Origin of the sequence: Azospirillum sp. B21, assembly GCF_008364825.1 — a bacterium.
Classification (GTDB): domain Bacteria; phylum Pseudomonadota; class Alphaproteobacteria; order Azospirillales; family Azospirillaceae; genus Azospirillum.
Map to the genome: position 1 here is coordinate 880370 of NZ_VTTO01000001.1, position 20408 is coordinate 900777.

A 20408-nucleotide genomic window follows, 5' to 3' on the forward strand; every position below is an offset into this window, starting at 1 on the left:
TTTTGGTCAAGGAATCGGACCTATGCGAACGGCGCGGAACCGTCCTCCGTGCAGGGTTGCGCCGGACGCCGGTTGGGCGTAGTCGATGCCGATCATGCGTGACGCGACCACCGCCCCCTCCCCTTCCCCGCGCTGGACCCAGGACGCCGCCTTGGCCCTGGTGTTCCTGACCCGCCTGCCCTTGCCCCCCATCGGCCCGCTCAACGGACCGCTGGCCGAAGGCGCTTCGGCGCGGGCGATGGGGTGGTTTCCGCTGGTGGGCGCGCTGGTCGGGCTGGCCGGCGGTGCCGTGTTCGCATTGGCGGCATCGCTGAACCTGCCGCCGCTGGCGGGAGCACTGCTGGCCTTGGCGGCGACGGTGCGGCTGACCGGCGGGTTGCACGAGGATGGCGCGGCCGATGTCGCCGACGGCTTCGGCGGCGGGCGCGATCTGGCGCGCAAGCTGGAGATCATGCGCGACAGCCGGGTCGGCAGCTATGGCGTGCTGGCGCTGGTATTCTCGGTCGGCATCCGTGCGGCGGCGCTGGCGGCCCTGCCGGTGCCGGCGGCGGTCGCGGCGCTGGTGGCGGCGGGCGCCCTGTCGCGCTGCGGACTGGCGGCGATGGCGCGCGTCCTGTCCCCGGCGCGACGCGACGGGCTGGCCGCGGCACAGGGCCGGCCGGCGATGGCGACGGTGCTGCTGGCGCTCGTCTTCGGCATCGCAATTGCGGTGGCGGCTCTCGGCGGTCTGGCCCTGCCGGCCTTGGCCGCGTCCCTCCTGGGGGTGACCGCGGTGGGAGCGCTCGCCCGGCGCCATCTCGGCGGACAGACCGGCGACGTCTTCGGCGCCGCCCAGCAGGTGGCGGAGGCCGCGGTCCTGCTGACCCTTTCCTCCTTCCTGGGGTCCGCCCTCACTGGAGCAGCGGCATGACCGCGGTGAGCCTCACCCCCCTGACCGTCACCCGCTGGTGGCTGATCCGCCATGCGCCGGTCCACAACCCCGACAACGTCATCTGCGGGTCGAGCGACCGCGAGGCCGACACCGGCAACCGCGCGGCGGCGGCGGCGCTTGCAGCCAGCCTGCCCTATGACGCCCTGTGGCTGACCAGCCCGCTCCGCCGCAGCCGGCAGACAGTCCAGGCACTGTGGACCCGCAATCCCCGCCTTGCCGACACTGCGGTGGTGGAGCCGGCGTTGGCCGAGCAGGATTTCGGCGACTGGGAGGGCATCAGCCACGACACCGCGGCGATTCGCGATGCGGAGGCGGCGGCCCGCTTCTGGCGCGATCCGGCACGCCACGCCCCGCCCGGCGGCGAGAGCTTCGCCGCGGTGATGGAGCGCACGGCGGCGGCGCTGCGGCGGCTGACCGGCCTCCATGCCGGACGCGACGTGGTTGCGGTGATCCATGCCGGAACCATCCGCGGCGCGCTGGCGACGGCGTTGGATCTGACGCCGGAGGCAGCGCTGCGGCTGCGGATCGACCCCTGGTCGCTGACCCGGATCGATCACTATCACGCTGGGACAGGATCCTGGTCGGTCGGGGGAGTGAACGCCCAACCCGGAACCTTTTGACCGCGAAAGGCGTTCCCCTGTCTCCGCTGGGCTACCGAACGAGAGGCAGACCATGGTCCATAGCACCACCGCCGGCCACAGCCCCGACCAGGGCCCCGATAAGGGTGAAGTCAAAAAGCTCTGGGAGATGATGAAGGGCGTTCAGGTCGCGATGATGACGACGCTGGACGACAACGGCCGGCTGAACTCCCGTCCGATGGCGACACTGTCCCATGCGGGGTTCGAAGACGGCACCCTATGGTTCTTCACCCGCGCCCATTCCGAAAAGGTGGCGGAAATCGACCGCCATTGGCGCGTCAACCTCGCCTACTCCAACCCGGACAAGCAGGATTACGTCTCCGTCTCCGGCATTGCCGAGGTGGTGCGCGACCGCGAGAAGATACGCTTCCTGTGGCGCGACATCATGACCACCTGGTTCCCCCAGGGGCCGGATGACCCGGAGGTCGCCCTGCTGAAGGTGTCGGTCGATCAGGCCGAATATTGGGACAGCCCGTCGAGCACCATGGTCTACGCCTATGGCTATGTGAAGGCGAAGCTGACCGGCCAGTCGCCCGATCCCGGCGACAACGCGAAGATCGCGTTCCAGTAAAGAGGCGGCCCAACGGGCCAGCCTGACATGAAAAAGCCCCCCTGCCGACCGCGAGGCCGACAGGGGGGCTTTTTCATTCAAAGGTCAGAGCGTCAGGGGCGCTGCTTACCAGCTCTTCGCGCGGGCCGCCGGCTTGCCGTTGCCGTGGGCCTCACGGCGGGCATGGCTGTGGTCCGGACGGGCATCGCCACGGTGGTTGTCGTTGCGGGCATAGTCCGGACGCGGACCGCGCGGGGCGTGCGGACCCTTGGACTCGCCGTTGCGGTGCCACGGCTTGCCGGCGCCGCCACCCGGACGGCCGCTGCGACCGGCCGGACGGCCGGCACCACCGGTGGTGAAGGGACGCGTCGGCTCCAGGCCAGGCACCACATGCACCTCGAGCGTCGCCTTCGTGTAACGCTCGATGCGGACCAGCGTCTCGCGGTCGGCGCGGGCGGCGAAGGAGATCGCGACGCCCGAGGCGCCGGCACGGCCGGTGCGGCCGATGCGGTGGACATAGTCCTCCGCCGAGCGCGGCAGGTCGAAGTTGATGACATGGGTGATGTCGCGCACGTCGATGCCGCGGGCAGCGACGTCGGTGGCGACCAGCAGGCGGACCTGACCGGTGCGCAGACGCTGGAGCGTGCGGTTGCGCTTGGTCTGGTCCATGTCGCCGTGCAGGGCGGCGGCGGCATGGCCGGCGGCGCTCAGCTCCTCGGCCAGCGTGTCGGCATCACGCTTGGTGGCGGCGAAGATGATCGCCTTGCCGACCTCTTCCTGGGCGGCGAAATGCTGCAGCAGGCGGCGCTTGTGGTCGAGGTCGTCGGCATGGTGCAGACGCTGTTCGACGTTGATCGCGGTCGCCTGGCTCTCGACGGCCACGCGCTCAGGGTTGCGGAGCAGGTTGCCGGCCAGCTGCGCCATGCGGCGGTCCAGCGTGGCGGTGAACAGCAGGGTCTGGCGCGTCGGCGGGCAGCACTTGGCGATGGTCTCGACATCGTCGAGGAAGCCCATGTCCAGCATGCGGTCGGCCTCGTCGAGGATCAGCACCTCGACCTCGTCCAGCGCGATGCGGCGGCGGGCGACATGGTCAAGCAGGCGGCCCGGGGTGCAGACGAGAACGTCGACCGGGCGCGACAGCAGGCGCAGCTGCTCGCGGTAGGGCATGCCGCCGACCACGTCCACGATGTTCAGCTTCATGAACTTCGCGTACTTGCGGGCGGCGTCGGTGACCTGCTTGGCCAGCTCGCGGGTCGGGGCCAGAACCAGCACGCGCGGGGTGGCGGCGCCGTTCAGCGGCAGCTCGGCGGTGCGGGTCAGCGCCGGCAGCATGAAGGCGGCGGTCTTGCCGGTGCCGGTCTCGGCGGTGGCGAGGATGTCGCGGCCCTGGAGCGCCGGCGGAATGGCGGCGAGCTGGACCGGGGTCGGAGTGGTGTATTCGAACGCCTCGAGGGCCTTCAGGACGAGCGGGTGCAGGCCGAGTTCGGAAAACGTCAAGTCGTAACAACCTTCTCAAAGCAACACGGCACGGCCCCGCGCGCCCCGATGGCGGGCGTGGGACATACCGGCGGACTCGCCGGGAGGAGGTCGATAGAGGGAGAGGCGTCTATCCGATGCAGCGGCCAGTGCGCCCCAGAACCTTGGGGGCGTTCGCCGTTGCGCAATCACAGCGCGTCTCGCTCAAGAGACGCGCGAGCCTCCAGCGATCAAGACGCTCTACATAGGCTATTGCGCCGCACAAGACAAGGGGCATCGCGGAACGAGCCCCGCGTCGTTCACTTGACCACCATGCGTTCGATGTAGATGTCGCGGATCAGGCCGGTCCCGGCCTCGCGGTTCACGGCGTCCCTTATGCTCTGTTTCAGGAAGGCGGCGGAACCGGTGCCGGTCAGGCTTTCGGCGCCGGCCTGGCCGACGGTCTGGAACAGCCGGTCGGCGATGCGGTCCTGGTAACGCAGGACACGGTCGGCCTCCACCTTCGGCGCCAGCACCAGCGAGACCTGCATCTCCACCGCGCGCAAGCCCCCCAGCGGAACCTCGATCGCCGGCAACTGCGCAAGATTGGGCTTCGGCCCCATGCGCGCCTCGATCCGCCGCTGTTCCACGATGCGGTCCACCGCGATGCCGCCGCCATAGGCCAGCCCCGCCAGCGTCAGCAGTGCGATCAGGACGACGATCAGGGTGCGGGTCGGATGGGCGGATTCGGGAGGGGACGCATGCGGCAACGCCACTGCGTCCCGCCGCAGGGGATCGGGGGGTGGGGCCGGGTACGGCGTTCCGTGCAGCGTGCGGTGCGTGGCCATGGTCGGCCTCCTCCGGGCCGGGCAGGGGCATGGAGGAGTCTACCGCCGCCGCGGTTAAGATTCGGTGGAGGCGGGGGGCGCCGCCATGGCGACGGGCGCCCTCCCGGGCGCCTCAAGCCGCTACGGCCATCCGCCCTTCCCGCGCCCGCATCAGCAGCCACACCGCCGACACGCCCAGCAGCTTCGACGCGAGGCTGGCGGCCCAAACGGTGGGGTCCCAGATGTCCAGCATGCCGAAGAAGATGGCGGTGTCGACCGGCACCGACAGGGCGGCGCTGATCCACAGACGGTCGCGCAAGGGCCGGCGGGTGATGGTGAAGACCGCCCAGTCGATCATCTCCGACACCGCGAAGGCGACGACGCTGGCGGTGGCGACGAAGGGATCGGTCAGCAGATAGGACAGCACGGTGCCGCCCAGCATGGCGGCGAGCGCCCAGTGGCCGAAGCGCACCTGAACCATGTCGCGCAGGATGAAGATCAGCCCGGCCCAGCAGGACCAGACCAGATCCAGGTGCGGAAACAGGCTGAAGGCGAAGTTGATGGCAAGAATGCTGCCGATATAGGCGGCGAGCCAGAGCATGGCGATGATCCTCCGAGAGCGGACCCGCGGCAATACGGGCGCCGGTGACCGGAGCAGTCCCCGCGTGAATGCGAGCGCCCCGAAACCGCGTTAGCTAACAGAACATCGCCATCGTGGGAAGGTGCCGCGTGGCCCCCCTCACGCCGGACTTCACACCACCGGCTTCGCCTCGCTCTTCATCAGGGCATAGGTGTAGCTGTCCACAAGCGCTTCCATCGAGGCTTCGATGATGTTGGTGGACACGCCCAGCGTCGACCATTCGGTGCCGTCGGTCCGCGCGCTGCGGATCAGCACGCGGGGCATGGCGCCGGTGCCCTCCTTGGCGGCCAGGATGCGGACGCGGTAGTCGGACAGGCTGACCTGGGCCAGCGCCGGATAGACCGGCTCCAGCGCCTTTCGCATCGCGACGTCCAGGGCATGGACCGGGCCGTTGCCGTCCGCCACCTCCAGCCGGACGGCATCGCCGACGCGCACGCGCACCACCGCTTCCGATTCCACCACCAGCTTGCCGACTGCGTTGTAGCGGCGCTCGTCGGTGACGTGGAAGCGCAGAAGCTCGAAGAAGCGCGGCACATCGCCCAGTTCGCGCCGGACCAGCAGCTCGAAGCTGGCCTCCGCCGTGTCATAGGCGTAGCCGTCGCTGTCGCGCTGCTTGACAAGATCGAGCAGGCCGGCCAGCCGGTCGTCCTTCGCGTCCACCGCCATGCCGATGTCGCGCAGCCGCACGATCAGGTTGGAACGGCCGGCCTGGTCGGACATGACGATCTGGCGGCGGTTGCCGATGGCCTCGGGCGCGACATGCTCGTAGGAGGACGGGTCCTTCTCCACCGCCGAGACATGAAGCCCGCCCTTATGGGCGAAGGCGCTGGCGCCGACATAGGGGGCGTGGCGGTTGGGCGCGCGGTTCAGCCGGTCGTCGAAGGCACGGCTCAACTGGGTCAGGAGAGGCAGGTCCTCGCGACGGATGCCGGTCTCGTAACCCAGCTTCAGCATCAGCGTCGGGATCAGCGAGACGAGATTGGCATTGCCGCAGCGCTCGCCCAGCCCGTTGATGGTGCCCTGGACCATGCGCGCGCCGGCCCGCACCGCCGCCAGCGAATTGGCGACCGCGTTCTCGGTATCGTTGTGGCAATGGATGCCGAGATTGTCGCCGGGGATGCCGTGGGTGTCCACCACCTCGCGCACGATGGCGTCGATCTCGTGCGGCAGGGTGCCGCCGTTGGTGTCGCACAGCACGATCCAGCGCGCGCCGGCCTCATACGCCGCCTTGATGCAGGAGACGGCATAGGCCGGGTTGCGCTTGTAGCCGTCGAAGAAATGCTCGGCATCGAACAGCGCCTCGCCCTTGGCGGCGTGCAGCGCGGCAATGCTGTCGCGGATCAGGTCGAGGTTCTCCTCGCGCGGGATGTTCAGCGCAACGTCGACATGGAAGTCCCAGGTCTTGCCGACCATGCAGACCGCCTTGGCGCGCGACTGCGCCAGCGCGGCCAGCTGCGGGTCGTTGGCGGCGCTGCGGCCGGGGCGGCGGGTCATGCCGAAGGCGGTGAAGGTGGCGCGGGTCAGCTCCGGCGCCTCGGCGAAGAACTGGTCGTCGGTCGGGTTGGCGCCGGGCCAGCCGCCTTCGACATAGTCGATGCCCAGCCGGTCGAGGTCCTTGGCGATGGCGATCTTGTCGGCGACCGAGAAATCCACGTCCTGAGTCTGCGCCCCGTCGCGTAGCGTGGTGTCGTAAAGATAGATGCGTTCGCCCGTCATCGCCGCCTGACCCGTCTTAAGCCGGTGGAACGGCAGAAGGTCCGCCGCCCCGTGGAAAGCCGGGAGAATGGACGATGCGGCGCCTGCGCTCAACCGTTTTGAGAAGAAACTTGCGAAAACCGCCCCTTTGCCGCAACGGAAGGGATTGGCGACCGGAACAGGCCGGCCGGAGCGGGATGACCGGTCAGGCAGTCCGCACCTGCCGGATGAAACGCTCCACCTCCGTCGACAGCCGGTCGGCGTCGGCGGACAGGATATCGGCCGCACCAAGCACGTCGCGGGCGGCGCTGCCGGTGTCGTCGGCCGCCTGACGCACCACCACGATGTTGGAGGAAATCTCTTCCGTTCCCACCGCGGCCTGCTGGACGTTGCGGGCGATCTCGCGCGCGGCGGCATCCTGCTGGTCGATCGACGCGGCGACGGAGGCGGCGATGCTGTTGATGTCGTCGATGGTCCGGCCGATCTCGGTGATCGCATCCACCGCTTCGCCGGTCACGCCCTGCATGCTGCCGATCTGGCTCGCGATCTCCTCGGTCGCCTTGGCCGTCTGGTTGGCGAGGTTCTTCACTTCGCCGGCCACCACCGCAAACCCCTTGCCGGCCTCCCCTGCCCGCGCCGCCTCGATGGTGGCGTTCAACGCCAGCAGGTTGGTCTGGGCGGCGATGGCGTTGATCAGCTGCACGACATCGCCGATGGCCTTGGCATGGTCGGCCAGTTGGCGGATGGTGGCATCGGTGCGGCCGGCCCGTTCGGCAGCGCGGCGCGCGACGGCCGCCGTATCGCTGACCTGCCGGGTGATCTCGCCGATGGAGGCGGCCATCTCTTCGGCCGAGGCGGCGACGGTCTGCACGTTGGCGGAGGTCTGCTCGCTGGCACCCGCCACCGCCGCGGCCTGCGAGCGGCTCTGCTCCGCCAGCGTCGACAATGACCGCGCATTGGCGGTCAGTTGCCCGGCGGCGCCGCTGACCTGGGCGACCACGCCGCGAACCGCCTGTTCGAACCGGTCGGCCAGTTCGGCCATCATGCGGCGCCGGTCGGCCTCCATGTCCTGTTTCCGCCGTTCCTGCTCCTCCTCCATGCGCTGCTTTTCGATGGCATTGTCCTTGAACACGGCCACGGCGCGGGCCATCCGGCCGATCTCGTCGCCGCGGTCGGTCGCGGGAACCGTCACGGTCACGTCGCCACCGGCCAGCCGGGCCATGGCGGCGGTCATCGCCGTCAGCGGCGCGATCACCCGGCGGATCACGACGGCGATTCCGGCCGCCAGCAGCAGGGCCGCGCCGGCAAGCAGCATCCAGGAGCCGCGGCGCTCACGCTCGTAAGACATCTGGGAGTCGACGAAGTCGTTGCCGGCGACGCGGACCTGGAGGTCGATCAGCCCGCTGACATGCTCCGTAACCGGGTCGATGGTGGGGTACAAGTGGCGGGCGACGAAGGCTTCCAGCCCCGCCTTGTCGCCGCCGTCCAGAACGCGCAGCAGCGTGGCGACGCCAGCGTCGGCCCGTTCCATCGCCACCCGCGTCTCCGCCACCATCCGGGACTCTTCCGCCGTCAGGGAGGTGGAGGTGTAGGCCTGCCAGCGCTCGCGCACCGTGGTCAGGGCCTTGCGCACGGAAGCGGCGCCGTCGGCCCAGGGCATCGCCCCTCCGCGGACCTTGTGCGAGGTGTCGACGATCATCACCGCGTAGGCATCGGAAACGATCTTCAGGTCCCGCAGCGGCACCACCCGGTCTTCATAGACCGACTTCATCCGCCCGTTGGCGGTTTCCAGCGTGGTGATGCCGTTAAATGCCTCGAAGCCCAGCATCAAGCCGAGCGACGCCAGAACCCCAACCAGAATCATGCGCAACGACATCGCCATCCCCCGCCCCGGAGTCACAGAACCGCAACACCCGCGACCGGTATGGATCAGGGCTATTGCTTAAGGCAATGCGAGGTGTTGACGCATACAACCATAGTCGGGGCTCGAAGGGACCTTTCAGCGCGCGAACAGGCGGTAGAGCGCGGAATGGTCCAGCGCACCGTCTCCCTGTTCGACCAGCATCTCGAACAGTTCCAGCGACAGACCCAGCGTCGGAAGGTCGATGCCGGACTGCTGGGCCAGCTCCTCCGCCTGCCGCAGGTCCTTGACCTGGGTGGTGACGCGGCCGCCCGGCGTGAAGTCGCCGCTGACCATGCGGCCGCCATGCAGATCGAGGATGCGGGATTCGGCAAAGCCGCCGCGGATGGCGTCCCGCACCTTCGCCGGATCGGCGCCGGCCGCACGCGCCAGCGCCAGCGCCTCCGCCACGGCGCCGATGGTCAGGGCGACGATGACCTGATTGGCGGACTTGGCGATCTGTCCGGCGCCGCTGGCCCCGACATGGGTGATGCGGCGACCCATCGCCTGCAACACCGGCAGGGCACGGGCAAAGGCGGCGTCGGAGCCGCCGGCCATGATGGTCAGGGCCGCGGCCTCCGCCGCCACCGTGCCGCCGGATACGGGGGCGTCGAGCCAGTCCGCGCCGGCCGCGGCGGCCCGTTCGGCGAGCGAGCGGGTGGCGGCGACGGCGGTGGTGCCCATGTCGATCACCAGATGGCCGGGGCGCAGGACCGGAAGCAGCGCGTCGGCCACCGTCTCCACCGCCGCCGTATCGGTCAGCATCAGGATGATGATCCCGGCCTGTCCGGCGACCGCGGCCGGACCGGTGGCCGCGATCATGCCCTCCGCCGCCAGTTCGGCGACCGGGCCGGGGCTGCGGCTGCTCACCACCGGCTCCGCACCGGCGCGGGCCAGGGCGCGGGCCATCGGCTTGCCCATCAGGCCAAGCCCGATGAAGCCGATGCGCTGGCCGGAAAGGTCGGGGCGGGTGGTCTCTTCGCTCATGTCCAGGCTTTCGGTAAAATTCCAGGCTTTCAGGAGAAGGCCGGCAGGATCACAGGCGCATGTGGCGGGCGCGGGCACCGCGTTCGATGGCGGCGGCGCACAGCCGGTCCACCCCAAGCCGGTGCCGGATCAGTTCCAGCATGCGCAGTTCCTCCTGCGAGGCCTTGGGATCGGCGGCGGCGATGTCGCAGGCCACCGCGTAGGCGGTTTCGCGCAGCTTGGCCGGCAGCGCCTGCTCGACGATGGTCAACACGGTGTCCAGCCCGTCATTGTCGGACAGCATGGAGGTGCATTCGCGGGTGGCGGCCATCACCTGATCGCCGCTGTAATCCTTGAAGATCGGCAGGTAGCGCACGTTCTCGCCGATGGCCTCCAGTTCCGCGTCGGTCATGTCGCCGTCGCAGGCGGATACCAGGACCATGACGTAGATGAGGGCGCTGTGATGGTCGATCATTGCGTCTGTCGGCTTTCTCATGAGGCGGTCTCCCTCGGGGAGCGGTCGCGTGTCCGGGCGGCAATCTCGAACGCCGCTCCACCCGCGTCAAGCCCAGCGTCCGATGCCGCTTGTGCGGCGTCAAGGGTGCCATGCTCGGGGCGGAGGGGTCGGTCGCTCGACGCGACGGTTGGCACCCCCTATTGTCGCGCGTCATGAACGTCGTCCTCAATGTCGCTTTTCCCGTATTCGCCATCATCCTGGCCGGTTTCCTGTCCGGAAAGTCGAAGCTGCTGGGCGCGGCTTCGTCGGAGGCGCTCAACAAGTTCGTCTACTGGATGGCGCTGCCGCCGGTCCTGTTCCTGGGCACGGCGCGGCGGTCGATCCCGGAGATCTTCAACGGCCCCTTCATCGGCGCCTTCCTGGGATCGATGCTGCTGGTCTATGCGCTGGGGGCGGTCATCGGCCGGCTCCTGCGGCGGGAACGCACGCAGATCCAGTGCATGCAGGGGCTGAACGCCGCCTTCTCCAACACCGGCTACATGGGCATCCCGCTGTTCCTCGCCGCCTTCGGCCCGGACCATCTGGCCCCCACCATCCTGGCGACCGTCATCATGAGCGCCATCATGGTCGGCATCGCAGTGATCTGGATGGAATTCGCCAACAGCCACGGCAACGGGGTGGGCAAGGCGCTGCGCGACGTCGGGCGCGCGCTGGCGAAGAACCCGCTGATCCTGTCCACCACCGCCGGCCTCGCCTGGTCGGCGCTGTTGCCCGGCGTTGCGGTGCCCAAGCCGATCGCCACCTTCTGCGAACTGATGGGCGCCCCCGCCGGCCCCTGCGCCCTGTTCGCCATCGGCCTGTTCCTGGCCTCGCAGCGGCTGACCGCCGGGCTGGCGGAGGCCGGGTGGATCAGCGCGCTGAAGCTGCTGGTGCATCCGGCGCTGGCCTGGGTGCTGACGCAGACCCTGTTCCCGATGGACCCGTTCTGGACCGGCAGCGCCGTGATCCTGGCGGCACTGCCGACCGGCGCCCTGACCTTCGTGGTGGCGACCCAGTACCAGACCTATGTGGAGCGCACGTCCTCGGCCATCCTGGTGTCCACGGTGCTGAGTGTGGTGACGCTGTCGGCGCTGCTGGCGGTGTATGCGCCGGGGGGGTGAGCCAACGGGAGGCGATTCAACGCCTCACCACCCCCGCAGAAACTCCGCCGTCTCCTCCACCGCCTGCTTCAGCCCGACGCGCCGCATCTCCACCCCCTCCGGGAAGGCACCGGCCAGCCGGCTCGGCATCATGGAGTCGAGCAGGACGAAGACGCCGGTGTCGTCGGCGCGGCGGACCAACCGGCCGAAGGCCTGCTTCAGGCGCAGCCGCGTGATCATGTCCTCGTAGCGCCGGCGGCCGAAGGCCTCGCGGCGGGCGCGGTGGAGGATGTCGGGACGCGGCCAGGGCACGCGGTCGAAGACGATGAGCCGCAACGAGCGGCCCGGCACGTCCACCCCGTCGCGCACCGCGTCGGTGCCGAGCAGGCAGGCATGCTCCTCGTTGCGGAAGATGTCGATCAGGGTGGAGACGTCGAGCGGATCGACATGCTGGGCGTAGAGCGGGATGCCGACCTGATCCAGCGGCTCGGCGATGCGGTCGCGCACGGCGCGCAGGCGGCTGATCGCGGTGAACAGGCCGAGCCCGCCGCCGCCCGCCGCCAGGAACAGCGATTTGTAGGCTGCCGACACCTGCCCCAGATCGTCCTTGCGCACGTCGTTGACCACGAAGACGCGGGTGCGGTTCGGGTAGTCGAAGGGCGACGGGACCTGGGCGCGGATCGCCGGGGCCGGCAGATGGCTGGCGCCGCAGCGGTCCTCCGCGGCGCGCCAGTCCTGCCCGACATCGCCGGTGCCGTCGGTCAGCGTGGCCGAGGTAACCACCAGCCCATGGGCGGGACCGGCCAAGGCCTCTGCAAATGGAACCGTCGGATCGACCCAGTGGCGGTACAGCCCGACATCGACGTCGCGCCCGTCGATCCGCTCCACCGCGAACCAGTCGACGAAATGCGACGGCGTCTCGGTCGGCAGGGTGCGCAACATGGCGCGCCACGCCTCCACCGTCAGGGTGCCGCGGCGGTGCAGGCTGCGCGACAGCGCGTCGATGCGGCGGCGCTGGTCGGAGTCCAACTCGGCGCTCTCGTCCTCCAGCCGCTGCGCCAGCCGGCGGGCCAGCGCCTCCACCGGCTCAGACAGGCGGACCAGCGCCTGTTCCAGCTCCGCCGCCGCCTCCAGCAGCCCGTCCACCGGATAGGCTTTGTCGGCCTCCAGGCTGTAAGGGCCGCCCTGCCCGGCGGTGCGGGCATAGACCTGCTGACGGGCGAGCAGCAGGAAGCGCTCGGTCGGCCCCTGCGGGTTGTCGGCGGCCAGCCGCGCCGACCAGCCGTCGCCGGGCAGGACGCGGGCACCCATCAGGATGTCGTCGAGGTGGCGAAGCGCCTCCTCGTCGCCGGTGACGATGTCCTCCAGCCGGCGCTTCAGGCCGCGGGCGCGGCTGCGGCCGGTTTCCTCGGCGCCCAGCAGCCAGCGCCGCAACTCCTGCGTCTCGCGGCAGGTCAGGTGGCCGGCGAAGGCGCTGTCGGCGGCGTCGAAGACATGGTGTCCCTCGTCGAAGACATAGCGGCTGGGCAGCGTCGGCTCCTCGCCGCCGCCAAGCGCCGCCTGCACCATCACCAGCGCGTGGTTGGCGATGACGATGTCGGCGCGGCGCGCCCGGCGCACGCTCTTCTCGATGTAGCAGCGGGCGTAGTGGTCGCAGGCGGAATAGATGCACTCGCCGCGGCGGTCGGCCAGCCCCATGGTCGGCCCGCGCCCGGCGATGTCGACCAGCCAGCCGGGGAAGTCGCCGCCGGTCATGTCGCCGTCGCGCGTCGCCGCCGCCCAGCGCGCCATCAGCCCGACGCCGATGGCGTTGTGCGGCTGGAAGGGCATGGCGCGCACCGCCTCTTCCAGGTTCAGCAGGCACAGGTAATTCTCGCGCCCCTTGCGCAGCACCACCTTGCGCGCCTTGGTCGCCGGGTCTGCATAGAGCCGGTCGAGTTCCGCGTCGATCTGGTGCTGGAGGTTGCGGGTGTAGGTGGAAATCCACACCGTCCCGCCATTCTTCTCCGCCCACACCGTGGCCGGCGCCAGATAGCCCAGCGTCTTGCCGACGCCCGTCCCGGCCTCCGCCAGCACGACATTCGGGGTGTCGGGCAGCTGGCGCGGGGCGAAGGCGGCGGACACCGCGCTGGAATAGTCGGCCTGCTGCGGCCGCGGCTCCGCCACCTTGCCCAGCACATTGGCCGTCAGCATGGCGGCGAGGCGGCGGCGCGCCTCGTCCGGGTCCACCGGGTTCTGCGCGGGCGGCGGCGGGGGAGCGCCCTCCTCCCACTCCTTGATGCGGGTCCAGACGCGCAGGCCCGAGCGGGCGGCGCCCTTCTCCGGCCCGTCCGGCTTGCCGAGTGCGGCCAGCACCGCGGGCGCCCAGGGCCACCCGGCGCGCCCCATCTCCCAGGCGAAGGCGACGGGATCGGACGACTCCTCCCGGCCTGCGGCGCCGAGATCGCCCAGCAGCCGGCGCACGGCGCGCTGCAGGGCCAGCGCCTCCGCCTCGTGCCCCTCGGGGGTGGGCAGGTCGAGCGCCTCGGCGATGCCGCGCGGGGTGGGGACGCAGAAGCGGGCGGGATGGACGAAGGCGAACAGCTCCAGCACGTCGAAGGCGGGGAAGCCGTCGATCCCCAGCCGGCGGGCGAAGGCACGGGCATGGCAGACCAGCGGCGGCTGGCGGCGCACCTTCGAGGCGGCGGCGGCCAGCGACAGCTCCTCCACCTCGCCGTCGAGCGTCAGCGACACGACGCGGCGCGCGCCGGCCACCATGGCGGGCGCGTCGTCCAGGCTGTGGATCGGGGTGGGGTCGGCGGTCAGGTCCATCGGCGGCACTATATGGCGGTGGCGTGCCGCAAAGCGAGTGCCGGATGTTGACGGGCCGCCGCTTCCCCCCCATTGAGGGAAGTCCGGGGGAGCCGAGCGGAGACGGGACTTTATGCGGAAGCTGCTGCGCTGGGCGGTGATCGGGGTGGCGGGGCTGGTGGCCTTCACCATCCTGTGGGCCGCGCTCTACCGGATCGTGCCGCCGCCGGCGACGCCGCTGATGCTGATCCGGGCGCTGGGCGGCTCCGGTCTGTCGCGCGACTGGGAACCGCTGGAGCGCATCTCGCCAGCCCTGGTGGAGGCGGTGATCGCGTCGGAGGACAGCAATTTCTGCGGCCATGGCGGCTTCGACTGGGCCGCGATCGAAGGCGCCTTCGAAGACAACGAGGAGGGCAAGCGCCTGCGCGGCGGCAGCACCATCAGCCAGCAGACCGCCAAGAACACCTTCCTCTGGCCCGACCGCAGTTGGACCCGCAAGGGGGCGGAGGCCTGGTTCACCCTTCTGATCGAAGGGCTGTGGACCAAGCGCCGCATCCTGGAGGTCTATCTGAACATCGTGGAGTGGGATGACGGCGTCTATGGCGCGGAGGCCGCGGCGCGGCACCATTTCGGCAAATCCGCCGCGGCGCTGACCCGGCGCGAGGCGGCGCTGCTGGCCGTGGTGCTGCCCAGCCCGCGCAACTGGTCGCCCACCCGCCCCGGCCCCTATGTCGCCCGTCGGGCGGGGGTGATCGAGCGGCGGATGGCGGTGGTGCGCCGGGACGGGCTGGCCGACTGCGCACGGTAGCGCCCCGCCGGCCGGCTCGCCTTAGAACTTGATGAAGCGGTTGAACAGCCGCCCGACCGGACCGGTCAGCCTCAGCCCGCCGATGGTGGTGGCGAGGCACAGGCAGCCCTCCGGGTCGGACACCGGCCGGTGGATCAGCGACGGGTCGCCGATGGCGAGGTCGCCGGGAAGAAAGGCGCCGAACTCGTCGGAGAAGCCGCCCTCCAGCACCACGGTCAGCTCGATGCCGCCATGGGTGTGGCGGGGCACGCCGACGCCGCCCTTCATGCGGATCAGCCGGGTCGTCCCGTTCGGACCTGACAGCAGATCCATGCAGCGCATGCCCGGCTGCAGGAAGCGCCAACCGCCCTCCCCGATCCGGCCATCGCGGTCGAGACGGCCGCGCAGATAGCTGCGCAACGGCTCCGGATAGCGCGACTGCTCGGCCGGCGGCTTCGGAGTAGGACGGCAGGGCGCCGGCCGCTCATGGTCCAGGCGGGCCATCAGCGCTTCCAGGCAGCCGTCGGACAGCGGTTCCGGCTCCAGCTCGTCGAGCAGGGCGCCGCCGACCGCCTCCATCTCCGCCACCTCGTGGCGGCAGGCGGGGCAGAAGGCCAGATGGGTCGCCACGGCGAGCGACGCGCCTTCGCACAGGGCGCCGCCGGCATAGTCGATCAGCAGGGTATCGCCCGGATGGTGGCTGGGCCGAATCATCGGAAATGCCTCATCCCACATCCCTCAGCGACCGGCGCAGGCGCTCCATCGCCAGACGCAGCCGCGATTTCACGGTGCCCAGCGGGATGCCGTGCTCCGCGGAGATGACGCTGTGCGGCTTGTCCTCGAAATAGGCCATGCGCAGCAGTTCGGCCTGTTCGGGCGGCAGGTCCTTCAGCGCGGCGCGCAGGCGGCCGCTGCTCTCCTTCGCCTCGATCCGGTGGTCGGCAGCCTCCTGGGGTTCGGGGACCAGGGCCGGATCGTCGGGGTCGATCTCCGGCCGCTGCTCGCGGCGCAACACGTCGATTCGCTTGTTGCGCGCGATGGTGAACACCCAGGTGCCGGCCGAGGCATGGATCGGATCATAGGTTTCGGCACGACGCCAGACCAACAGCATGACCTCCTGAACAAGCTCTTCCGCGGCGGCGGAATCGCATCCCAACCGGCGCAGATACGTCTTCAGCCGTGGAGCGAAGTGGCCGAACAGGACCCCGAACGCCTGACGGTCCCGCTCGCGCCCGACGGCGACGAGCAGGTCTTCCAGACTGGGGGCCATGTCGGCCGCGGGGGTGTGCTGGTCCTGCATGGACCCATTCAAGGGGAACATCGGCCGCCGCACAAGCCGGGGATGGCACCCATTCCCGGAATTCGCGGCACCCTCCCCTTTCCAGGCCCCTTTTCAGGTCTCCTGCACCGGTCCCCTACGCCTCCGGCCGTTACGCCGGGCTGTATGTCGCATCGTGACCGTCGGTACGCAACTGCCCGGCCGTCGGATCACTAAAAATCCCGACCTGCGGCATTTTGTTCGGATTTGGCGGAAGAATTGGCCGGACCCTATCGCATGAACCCCATGGCGCGCAGGGCCTCCGCCACCTCGGGCGTCTCCAGCGCCTCGACGAAGCGGCGGACCGCCGGACGGTCGCGGCGGGCGGCGGGGACGATGAAGTCGTAATGCTCCTCCTGCAGCGGCAGGAAGCCCAGCCCGTACAGGTTCGCCGCCGGCCTGATGGCCACACCCCAATCGGCGCGGTTCTGCGCCACCGCGACGGCGACGGCATTGTGCGACTTGGCCTGCGTCCAGTAGCCGGTCGGCCGCGCCGGCCCCAGCAGCCGGTCGGTCAGGATGCGGGTGCCGCTGCCGGCATTGCGGTTGATCAGGATGCAGTCGGCCTCGCCGGCGACCGCCGCCACCGCCTCTGCCGCCGACTTGCCCTCGAAGCGCGGATCGCCGCGGCGGAAGACGATGCCCTGCATCCGGCGGTAGCCGGTGACGAGCTCCAGCCCCGGCGCAAGGAAGGGCGTGTTGTAGGTGCCGGTGGCGGGATCCATCAGATGGACCGGCGCGATGTCGCACTCTCCGCGCCGCGCCGCCGCCAGCCCACCCATCGAGCCGACATTCAGCGCCTTCACCGTCATCCCCTCGCCGATCAGGCCGCCGAGCACGGCGTTGAGGCCGATGCACTGGCTGCCCACCACGATCAGGTCGGCAGGCGTCACCGACCGGCCGAGCAGCTGGACCGAGACCGGCGTCCCGGCCTCCACCGCCTCGGCCTGGGCGTCGATGGCGAGGAAGCCGTCGGCATGGCTGAAGGCGGTGACGGCGCCCGATCCCTTGGACAGCGGATAGGCCGCCAGCGCGTCCCCGTCGGCGCCATGGACCAGCGAGACCATGACATATTCGGTGCGCCCGCGCTCCGACCCCAGCCGCACCGGCAGGGTGGCCGGCACCTCCTCCGCCGTCGCGGGCGGCAGGCCGGCCATAGCGCGGATCACCGGCGCCACGAAGCTGTGAAAAGTGAACATGGCCGAGGTCGGGAAGCCCGGCAGGATCACCACCGGCTTGCCGCCGGTCACCGCGAGGCACAGCGGCTTGCCGGGTTTCAGCGCCACGCCATGGGCGACGATGCCGGGATCCTTCAGCTGCGCCACGATGCGGTGGGAGCGGTCGCCCGCCCCCTTCGACGTGCCGCCCGACAGCAGCAGCGCGTCGCACCCCAGCCCCCGGGCAACCAGCCGCTCCAGCGCCGCGTCCTCGTCCGGAGCGATGCCCAGCGGCACCGGCTCGGCCCCCAACTCGGCGACCGCGGCGGCCAGGATGGCGCCGTTGCTGTCATAGACGGCACCGGTGCGGATCGGCTGGCCGGGCGCCACGATCTCGTCGCCGGTGGACAGGATGGCGATGCGCGGGCGGCGCACCACTGCGACCTCGGCCAGCCCGATGGCGGCGAGCACGCCGATCTCGCGCGAGGTCAGCGCTTGCCCCCGACGCAGCACCACCTCGCCCCGGCCGATGTCGGAGCCGGCGGCGGCGACGAAGGCGCCGGGGGTAGCGGGCCGGGTCAGCGTGACGAACAGGCCGTCGGGGCGTTCCACCGCCTCCGTCGTCTCAACCATCACCACCGCATCGGCGCCGCGCGGCAGCATGCCGCCGGTGGCGATCACCGTGGCGGTTCCCGGCTCCACCGTCAGTTCGGGGGCATGGCCGGCGGCCAGCACCTCGTCGTTCAGGCGCAGGGCGACCGGGCTGTCCTCCGCAGCGCCCACCGTATCGGCGGCACGCACGGCGAAGCCGTCCACCACCGAACGGTCGAAGCCGGGCACGTCCACATCCGCCACCACGTCGTCCGACAGCACGCGGCCGAGGGATGCGGACAGCGGCACCCGCTCCTCCCCCCGTGGGGACAGGTCGAGATGGCGGTGGAAGCGGGCGCGCGCCTCCTCCCCGCTCACCACCTCCAGGAACTGGTCCTGGCGGGCGGCCTGGGCAACGAAACGGCGGATGTCCTCGCGGCTGCGGTCGGAACTGTGCACGCGGCAAACCCTTGCAGAGAAAGATCAGGCGAAACGATACATGGTAACCGCAGCGCCGTCCGGCACGCCTTCGCTTTCCGCCCCGATCAGGACGAAGCCGTCGGCCCGCGCCGCAGCCGCCAATCCCGGCCAGCCGGGCGAACCCACCGGCTCCACCCTGCCCCCGTCGTCCAGCCGGACCCGATGCATGTCGAGACAGCCGATCTCCGAAACCAGCTTGCGCGCGGTCACCGCCTGAACGGTGGCATGGGGCAGCCCGGCGGGCAAGCCGGCGGCACGCCGCACCGCGCGCCCGGCCAGCAATTCGTAAGCCGCCAGCGCCGCCATCGGCTCCCCTGGCAACAGCAGGACCGGCGTGCCGCCAGCAATCCCCAACCCGGCGCTGCCGCCCGGCCGCATGGCGATGCCGTGAAGGTCGAGGCTGCCGGCCTGCGCCAAAGCGGGCGGCGCCGCATCGTCCGGGCCGGTGCCGGTGCGTCCGGCCGACAGGATCAGGTCGGCGCCGGGCCGGGTGAAGGCGTCAGCCAGCGCTTCCATGTCGGCGGGCAGCGGGACGACCGCCTCGACATCGCCGCCGTCGCGCCGGACCAGCGCGGCCAGCATGTCCCCCAACTGCTCCGGCGCGCCGGCCTTGGGACCGCCGGCCAGCAGAATGCGCACCCGCGGAGCCGGCAGGACCGGCAGGATGCGGTGCCCGGCGGCGGCGAGCAGGCCGAGGTCGGCGGGGCGCAGGCGCCGGCCGGCCGGCAGCAGCGGGCTCCCATCCGCCATCCAGGCGCCCCGGCGCTCCACCCCGCTGCCGGGCGCCACGGCATCGACCGCCTCCACGAAGGGGCCGGCGGCCTGCGCCGATTCATAGGGGATCACCGCGTCGCAGCCCGGCGGCAGCGGATCGCCGGCCGTCACCGCAACCGCGCCCACCAGCGGCACCGGATTGTAGGAGCCGGCACCCAGCGTATCGGCAGCCGCCACGGCATAGCCGTCCGTCGCGGCCCGGTCGGCCGGCGGCCAGTCTCCAGCCGCCACGACCGCCTCCGCCAGCACCAGACCGGCGCAATCCGCCAGCGGCAAAGGCCGGGCGGCCGGAGGAACGACCCGGCCGTCGATCCAGTCCCAGGCGGCGTCCAGCGTCGCGCGGCGGGAGAAGCCTCGGCCGCGGACATCATGGAATGCGGGCGGAGTGGCGGTCACAGCGCCGGCACCGTTGCATCCTGCACGCGGTTGCGGCCGGCGCGCTTGGCACGATAGAGCAACTGGTCGGCCATCTCCGCCAGCCGTTCCGGACTGCCGTCGGCAGACGGGATCACGGTGGCGACGCCGAGGCTGATGGTGACATAGGGGGCGACGGGCGACTGGGCGTGCGGGATGCGCCGTTCCGCCACGCCGGCCCGGAATCCCTCGGCGACACGGGTGGCGCCGGGCCCATCGGTCTCCGGCAGCAGGCAGACGAACTCCTCTCCGCCATAGCGGGCGACGAGGTCGCTCGGCCGCTTCGCCCGGTCCGACAGCACCTCGGCCACCACGCGCAGGCATTCGTCGCCGGCCTGATGGCCGTATTGGTCGTTGTAGGCCTTGAAATGGTCGACATCGAGGATGATGAGCGACAGCGGCAGGTGCGAGCGGGCGCAGCGCCGCCATTCGCGGGTCATCGCATCGTCGAAGCGGCGGCGGTTGGCGATGCCGGTCAGCCCATCCAGGAAGGACAGGCTGCGCAGCAGATCGGTCTGGCGTTTCAGCAGCAGGTGGTTGCGCACCCGCGCCTTCACGATGGGCGGGCTGATCGGCTTGGTGATGAAGTCGATGGCCCCGACCTCCAGCCCGCGGGTCTCGTCCTCCACCTCGCTCTTGGCGGAGATGAAGATGACGGGGATGTCGTGGATGGCCGGGTCGGCCTTGATGCGGCGGCATACCTCGAAGCCGTCCATCCCCGGCATCATGATGTCCAGAAGGACAAGGTCGGGCATCCGCGCCTGGACCAGATCCAGCGCCTTTTCGCCATCGGTGGCGAAATAGATGTCGTAATCGTCCTTCAGGATACGGCTGAGCACATGGACGTTGGACGGGATATCGTCCACCACCAATATCTTCGGGCGGGGTTCGGCCATGGG

At 70.6% G+C, this 20408-nt stretch carries 18 protein-coding genes; 5 read left to right on the forward strand and 13 right to left on the reverse strand.

Annotated elements, in window-relative coordinates; genetic code table 11:
* The first annotated feature begins 94 nt into the window (after positions 1-94).
* From cobS to FZ983_RS04275, 3 genes are read left to right on the forward strand one after another with little or no spacing between them, the layout of a single operon-like run.
* Positions 95-910 carry an adenosylcobinamide-GDP ribazoletransferase gene (gene cobS, locus FZ983_RS04265; RefSeq protein ID WP_348771038.1) on the forward strand — a complete coding sequence of 272 codons (816 nt, stop codon included), beginning with the start codon at positions 95-97 and terminating at the stop codon, positions 908-910.
* On the forward strand, positions 907-1551 hold the full coding sequence (locus FZ983_RS04270) for a histidine phosphatase family protein (protein ID WP_149222310.1): 645 nt from the start codon (positions 907-909) through the stop codon (positions 1549-1551). Before cobS ends, FZ983_RS04270 begins: the two co-directional genes overlap by 4 nt.
* A gap of 52 nt (positions 1552-1603) precedes the next feature.
* Entirely contained in the window at positions 1604-2140 is a 537-nt protein-coding gene (locus FZ983_RS04275) for a pyridoxamine 5'-phosphate oxidase family protein (RefSeq protein ID WP_149222311.1), read from the forward strand.
* Between the two features lie 105 nt (positions 2141-2245).
* On the opposite strand, the gene FZ983_RS04280 is transcribed toward FZ983_RS04275, so the two are convergent.
* From FZ983_RS04280 to FZ983_RS04310, 7 genes are all read right to left on the reverse strand, one after another.
* Positions 2246-3616 (reverse strand): DEAD/DEAH box helicase, encoded by a 1371-nt coding sequence (locus FZ983_RS04280; protein WP_149222312.1) that lies wholly within the window; start codon positions 3614-3616, stop codon positions 2246-2248.
* A 278-nt stretch (positions 3617-3894) separates the two neighbouring features.
* Complete coding sequence (locus FZ983_RS04285) at positions 3895-4422, reverse strand: flagellar basal body-associated FliL family protein (RefSeq protein WP_149222313.1); 528 nt, start codon at positions 4420-4422, stop codon at positions 3895-3897.
* Between the two features lie 112 nt (positions 4423-4534).
* Positions 4535-5002, reverse strand: a complete 468-nt coding sequence (locus FZ983_RS04290; protein ID WP_149222314.1) for a preQ0 transporter — start codon at positions 5000-5002, stop codon at positions 4535-4537.
* Between the two features lie 150 nt (positions 5003-5152).
* The gene (gene cimA / locus FZ983_RS04295; RefSeq protein ID WP_149222315.1) at positions 5153-6757 is read right to left on the reverse strand and encodes a citramalate synthase; all 1605 of its coding nucleotides are present in this window, start codon (positions 6755-6757) and stop codon (positions 5153-5155) included.
* Between the two features lie 184 nt (positions 6758-6941).
* Positions 6942-8612, reverse strand: coding sequence for a methyl-accepting chemotaxis protein (locus tag FZ983_RS04300; protein WP_188092236.1), 1671 nt, complete (start codon positions 8610-8612; stop codon positions 6942-6944).
* A 123-nt stretch (positions 8613-8735) separates the two neighbouring features.
* Positions 8736-9623 (reverse strand): NAD(P)-dependent oxidoreductase, encoded by an 888-nt coding sequence (locus FZ983_RS04305; RefSeq protein WP_149222317.1) that lies wholly within the window; start codon positions 9621-9623, stop codon positions 8736-8738.
* Positions 9624-9672: 49 nt separating this feature from the next.
* Entirely contained in the window at positions 9673-10098 is a 426-nt protein-coding gene (locus FZ983_RS04310) for a tellurite resistance TerB family protein (RefSeq protein ID WP_149222318.1), read from the reverse strand.
* Positions 10099-10271: 173 nt separating this feature from the next.
* On the opposite strand from FZ983_RS04310, the gene FZ983_RS04315 reads away from it, so the two are divergent.
* Positions 10272-11219 carry an AEC family transporter gene (locus FZ983_RS04315; RefSeq protein WP_149222319.1) on the forward strand — a complete coding sequence of 316 codons (948 nt, stop codon included), beginning with the start codon at positions 10272-10274 and terminating at the stop codon, positions 11217-11219.
* 24 nt (positions 11220-11243) lie between these two features.
* On the opposite strand, the gene FZ983_RS04320 is transcribed toward FZ983_RS04315, so the two are convergent.
* Entirely contained in the window at positions 11244-14009 is a 2766-nt protein-coding gene (locus FZ983_RS04320) for an ATP-dependent DNA helicase (protein ID WP_149222320.1), read from the reverse strand.
* Positions 14010-14121: 112 nt separating this feature from the next.
* Here FZ983_RS04320 and mtgA point away from each other — a divergent pair, with 112 nt between their 5' ends.
* Positions 14122-14796, forward strand: coding sequence for a monofunctional biosynthetic peptidoglycan transglycosylase (gene mtgA / locus FZ983_RS04325; RefSeq protein ID WP_149222321.1), 675 nt, complete (start codon positions 14122-14124; stop codon positions 14794-14796).
* A gap of 21 nt (positions 14797-14817) precedes the next feature.
* Here mtgA and FZ983_RS04330 read toward each other — a convergent pair whose 3' ends face one another.
* The 5 genes from FZ983_RS04330 to FZ983_RS04350 form a co-directional block, all read right to left on the reverse strand.
* A complete protein-coding gene (locus FZ983_RS04330) occupies positions 14818-15489 on the reverse strand; it encodes a ChrR family anti-sigma-E factor (protein WP_247883568.1) in 672 nt (223 codons plus the stop codon).
* A gap of 10 nt (positions 15490-15499) precedes the next feature.
* On the reverse strand, positions 15500-16075 hold the full coding sequence (locus FZ983_RS04335; RefSeq protein WP_149222323.1) for a sigma-70 family RNA polymerase sigma factor: 576 nt from the start codon (positions 16073-16075) through the stop codon (positions 15500-15502).
* 248 nt (positions 16076-16323) lie between these two features.
* Positions 16324-18300 carry a molybdopterin biosynthesis protein gene (locus FZ983_RS04340; RefSeq protein WP_149222324.1) on the reverse strand — a complete coding sequence of 659 codons (1977 nt, stop codon included), beginning with the start codon at positions 18298-18300 and terminating at the stop codon, positions 16324-16326.
* Positions 18301-18324: 24 nt separating this feature from the next.
* Positions 18325-19491 (reverse strand): molybdopterin-binding protein, encoded by a 1167-nt coding sequence (locus tag FZ983_RS04345; RefSeq protein ID WP_149222325.1) that lies wholly within the window; start codon positions 19489-19491, stop codon positions 18325-18327.
* Entirely contained in the window at positions 19488-20405 is a 918-nt protein-coding gene (locus FZ983_RS04350) for a PleD family two-component system response regulator (RefSeq protein WP_149222326.1), read from the reverse strand. The genes FZ983_RS04345 and FZ983_RS04350 overlap by 4 nt, the downstream gene beginning before the upstream one ends.
* Between the last annotated feature and the right edge of the window lie 3 nt (positions 20406-20408).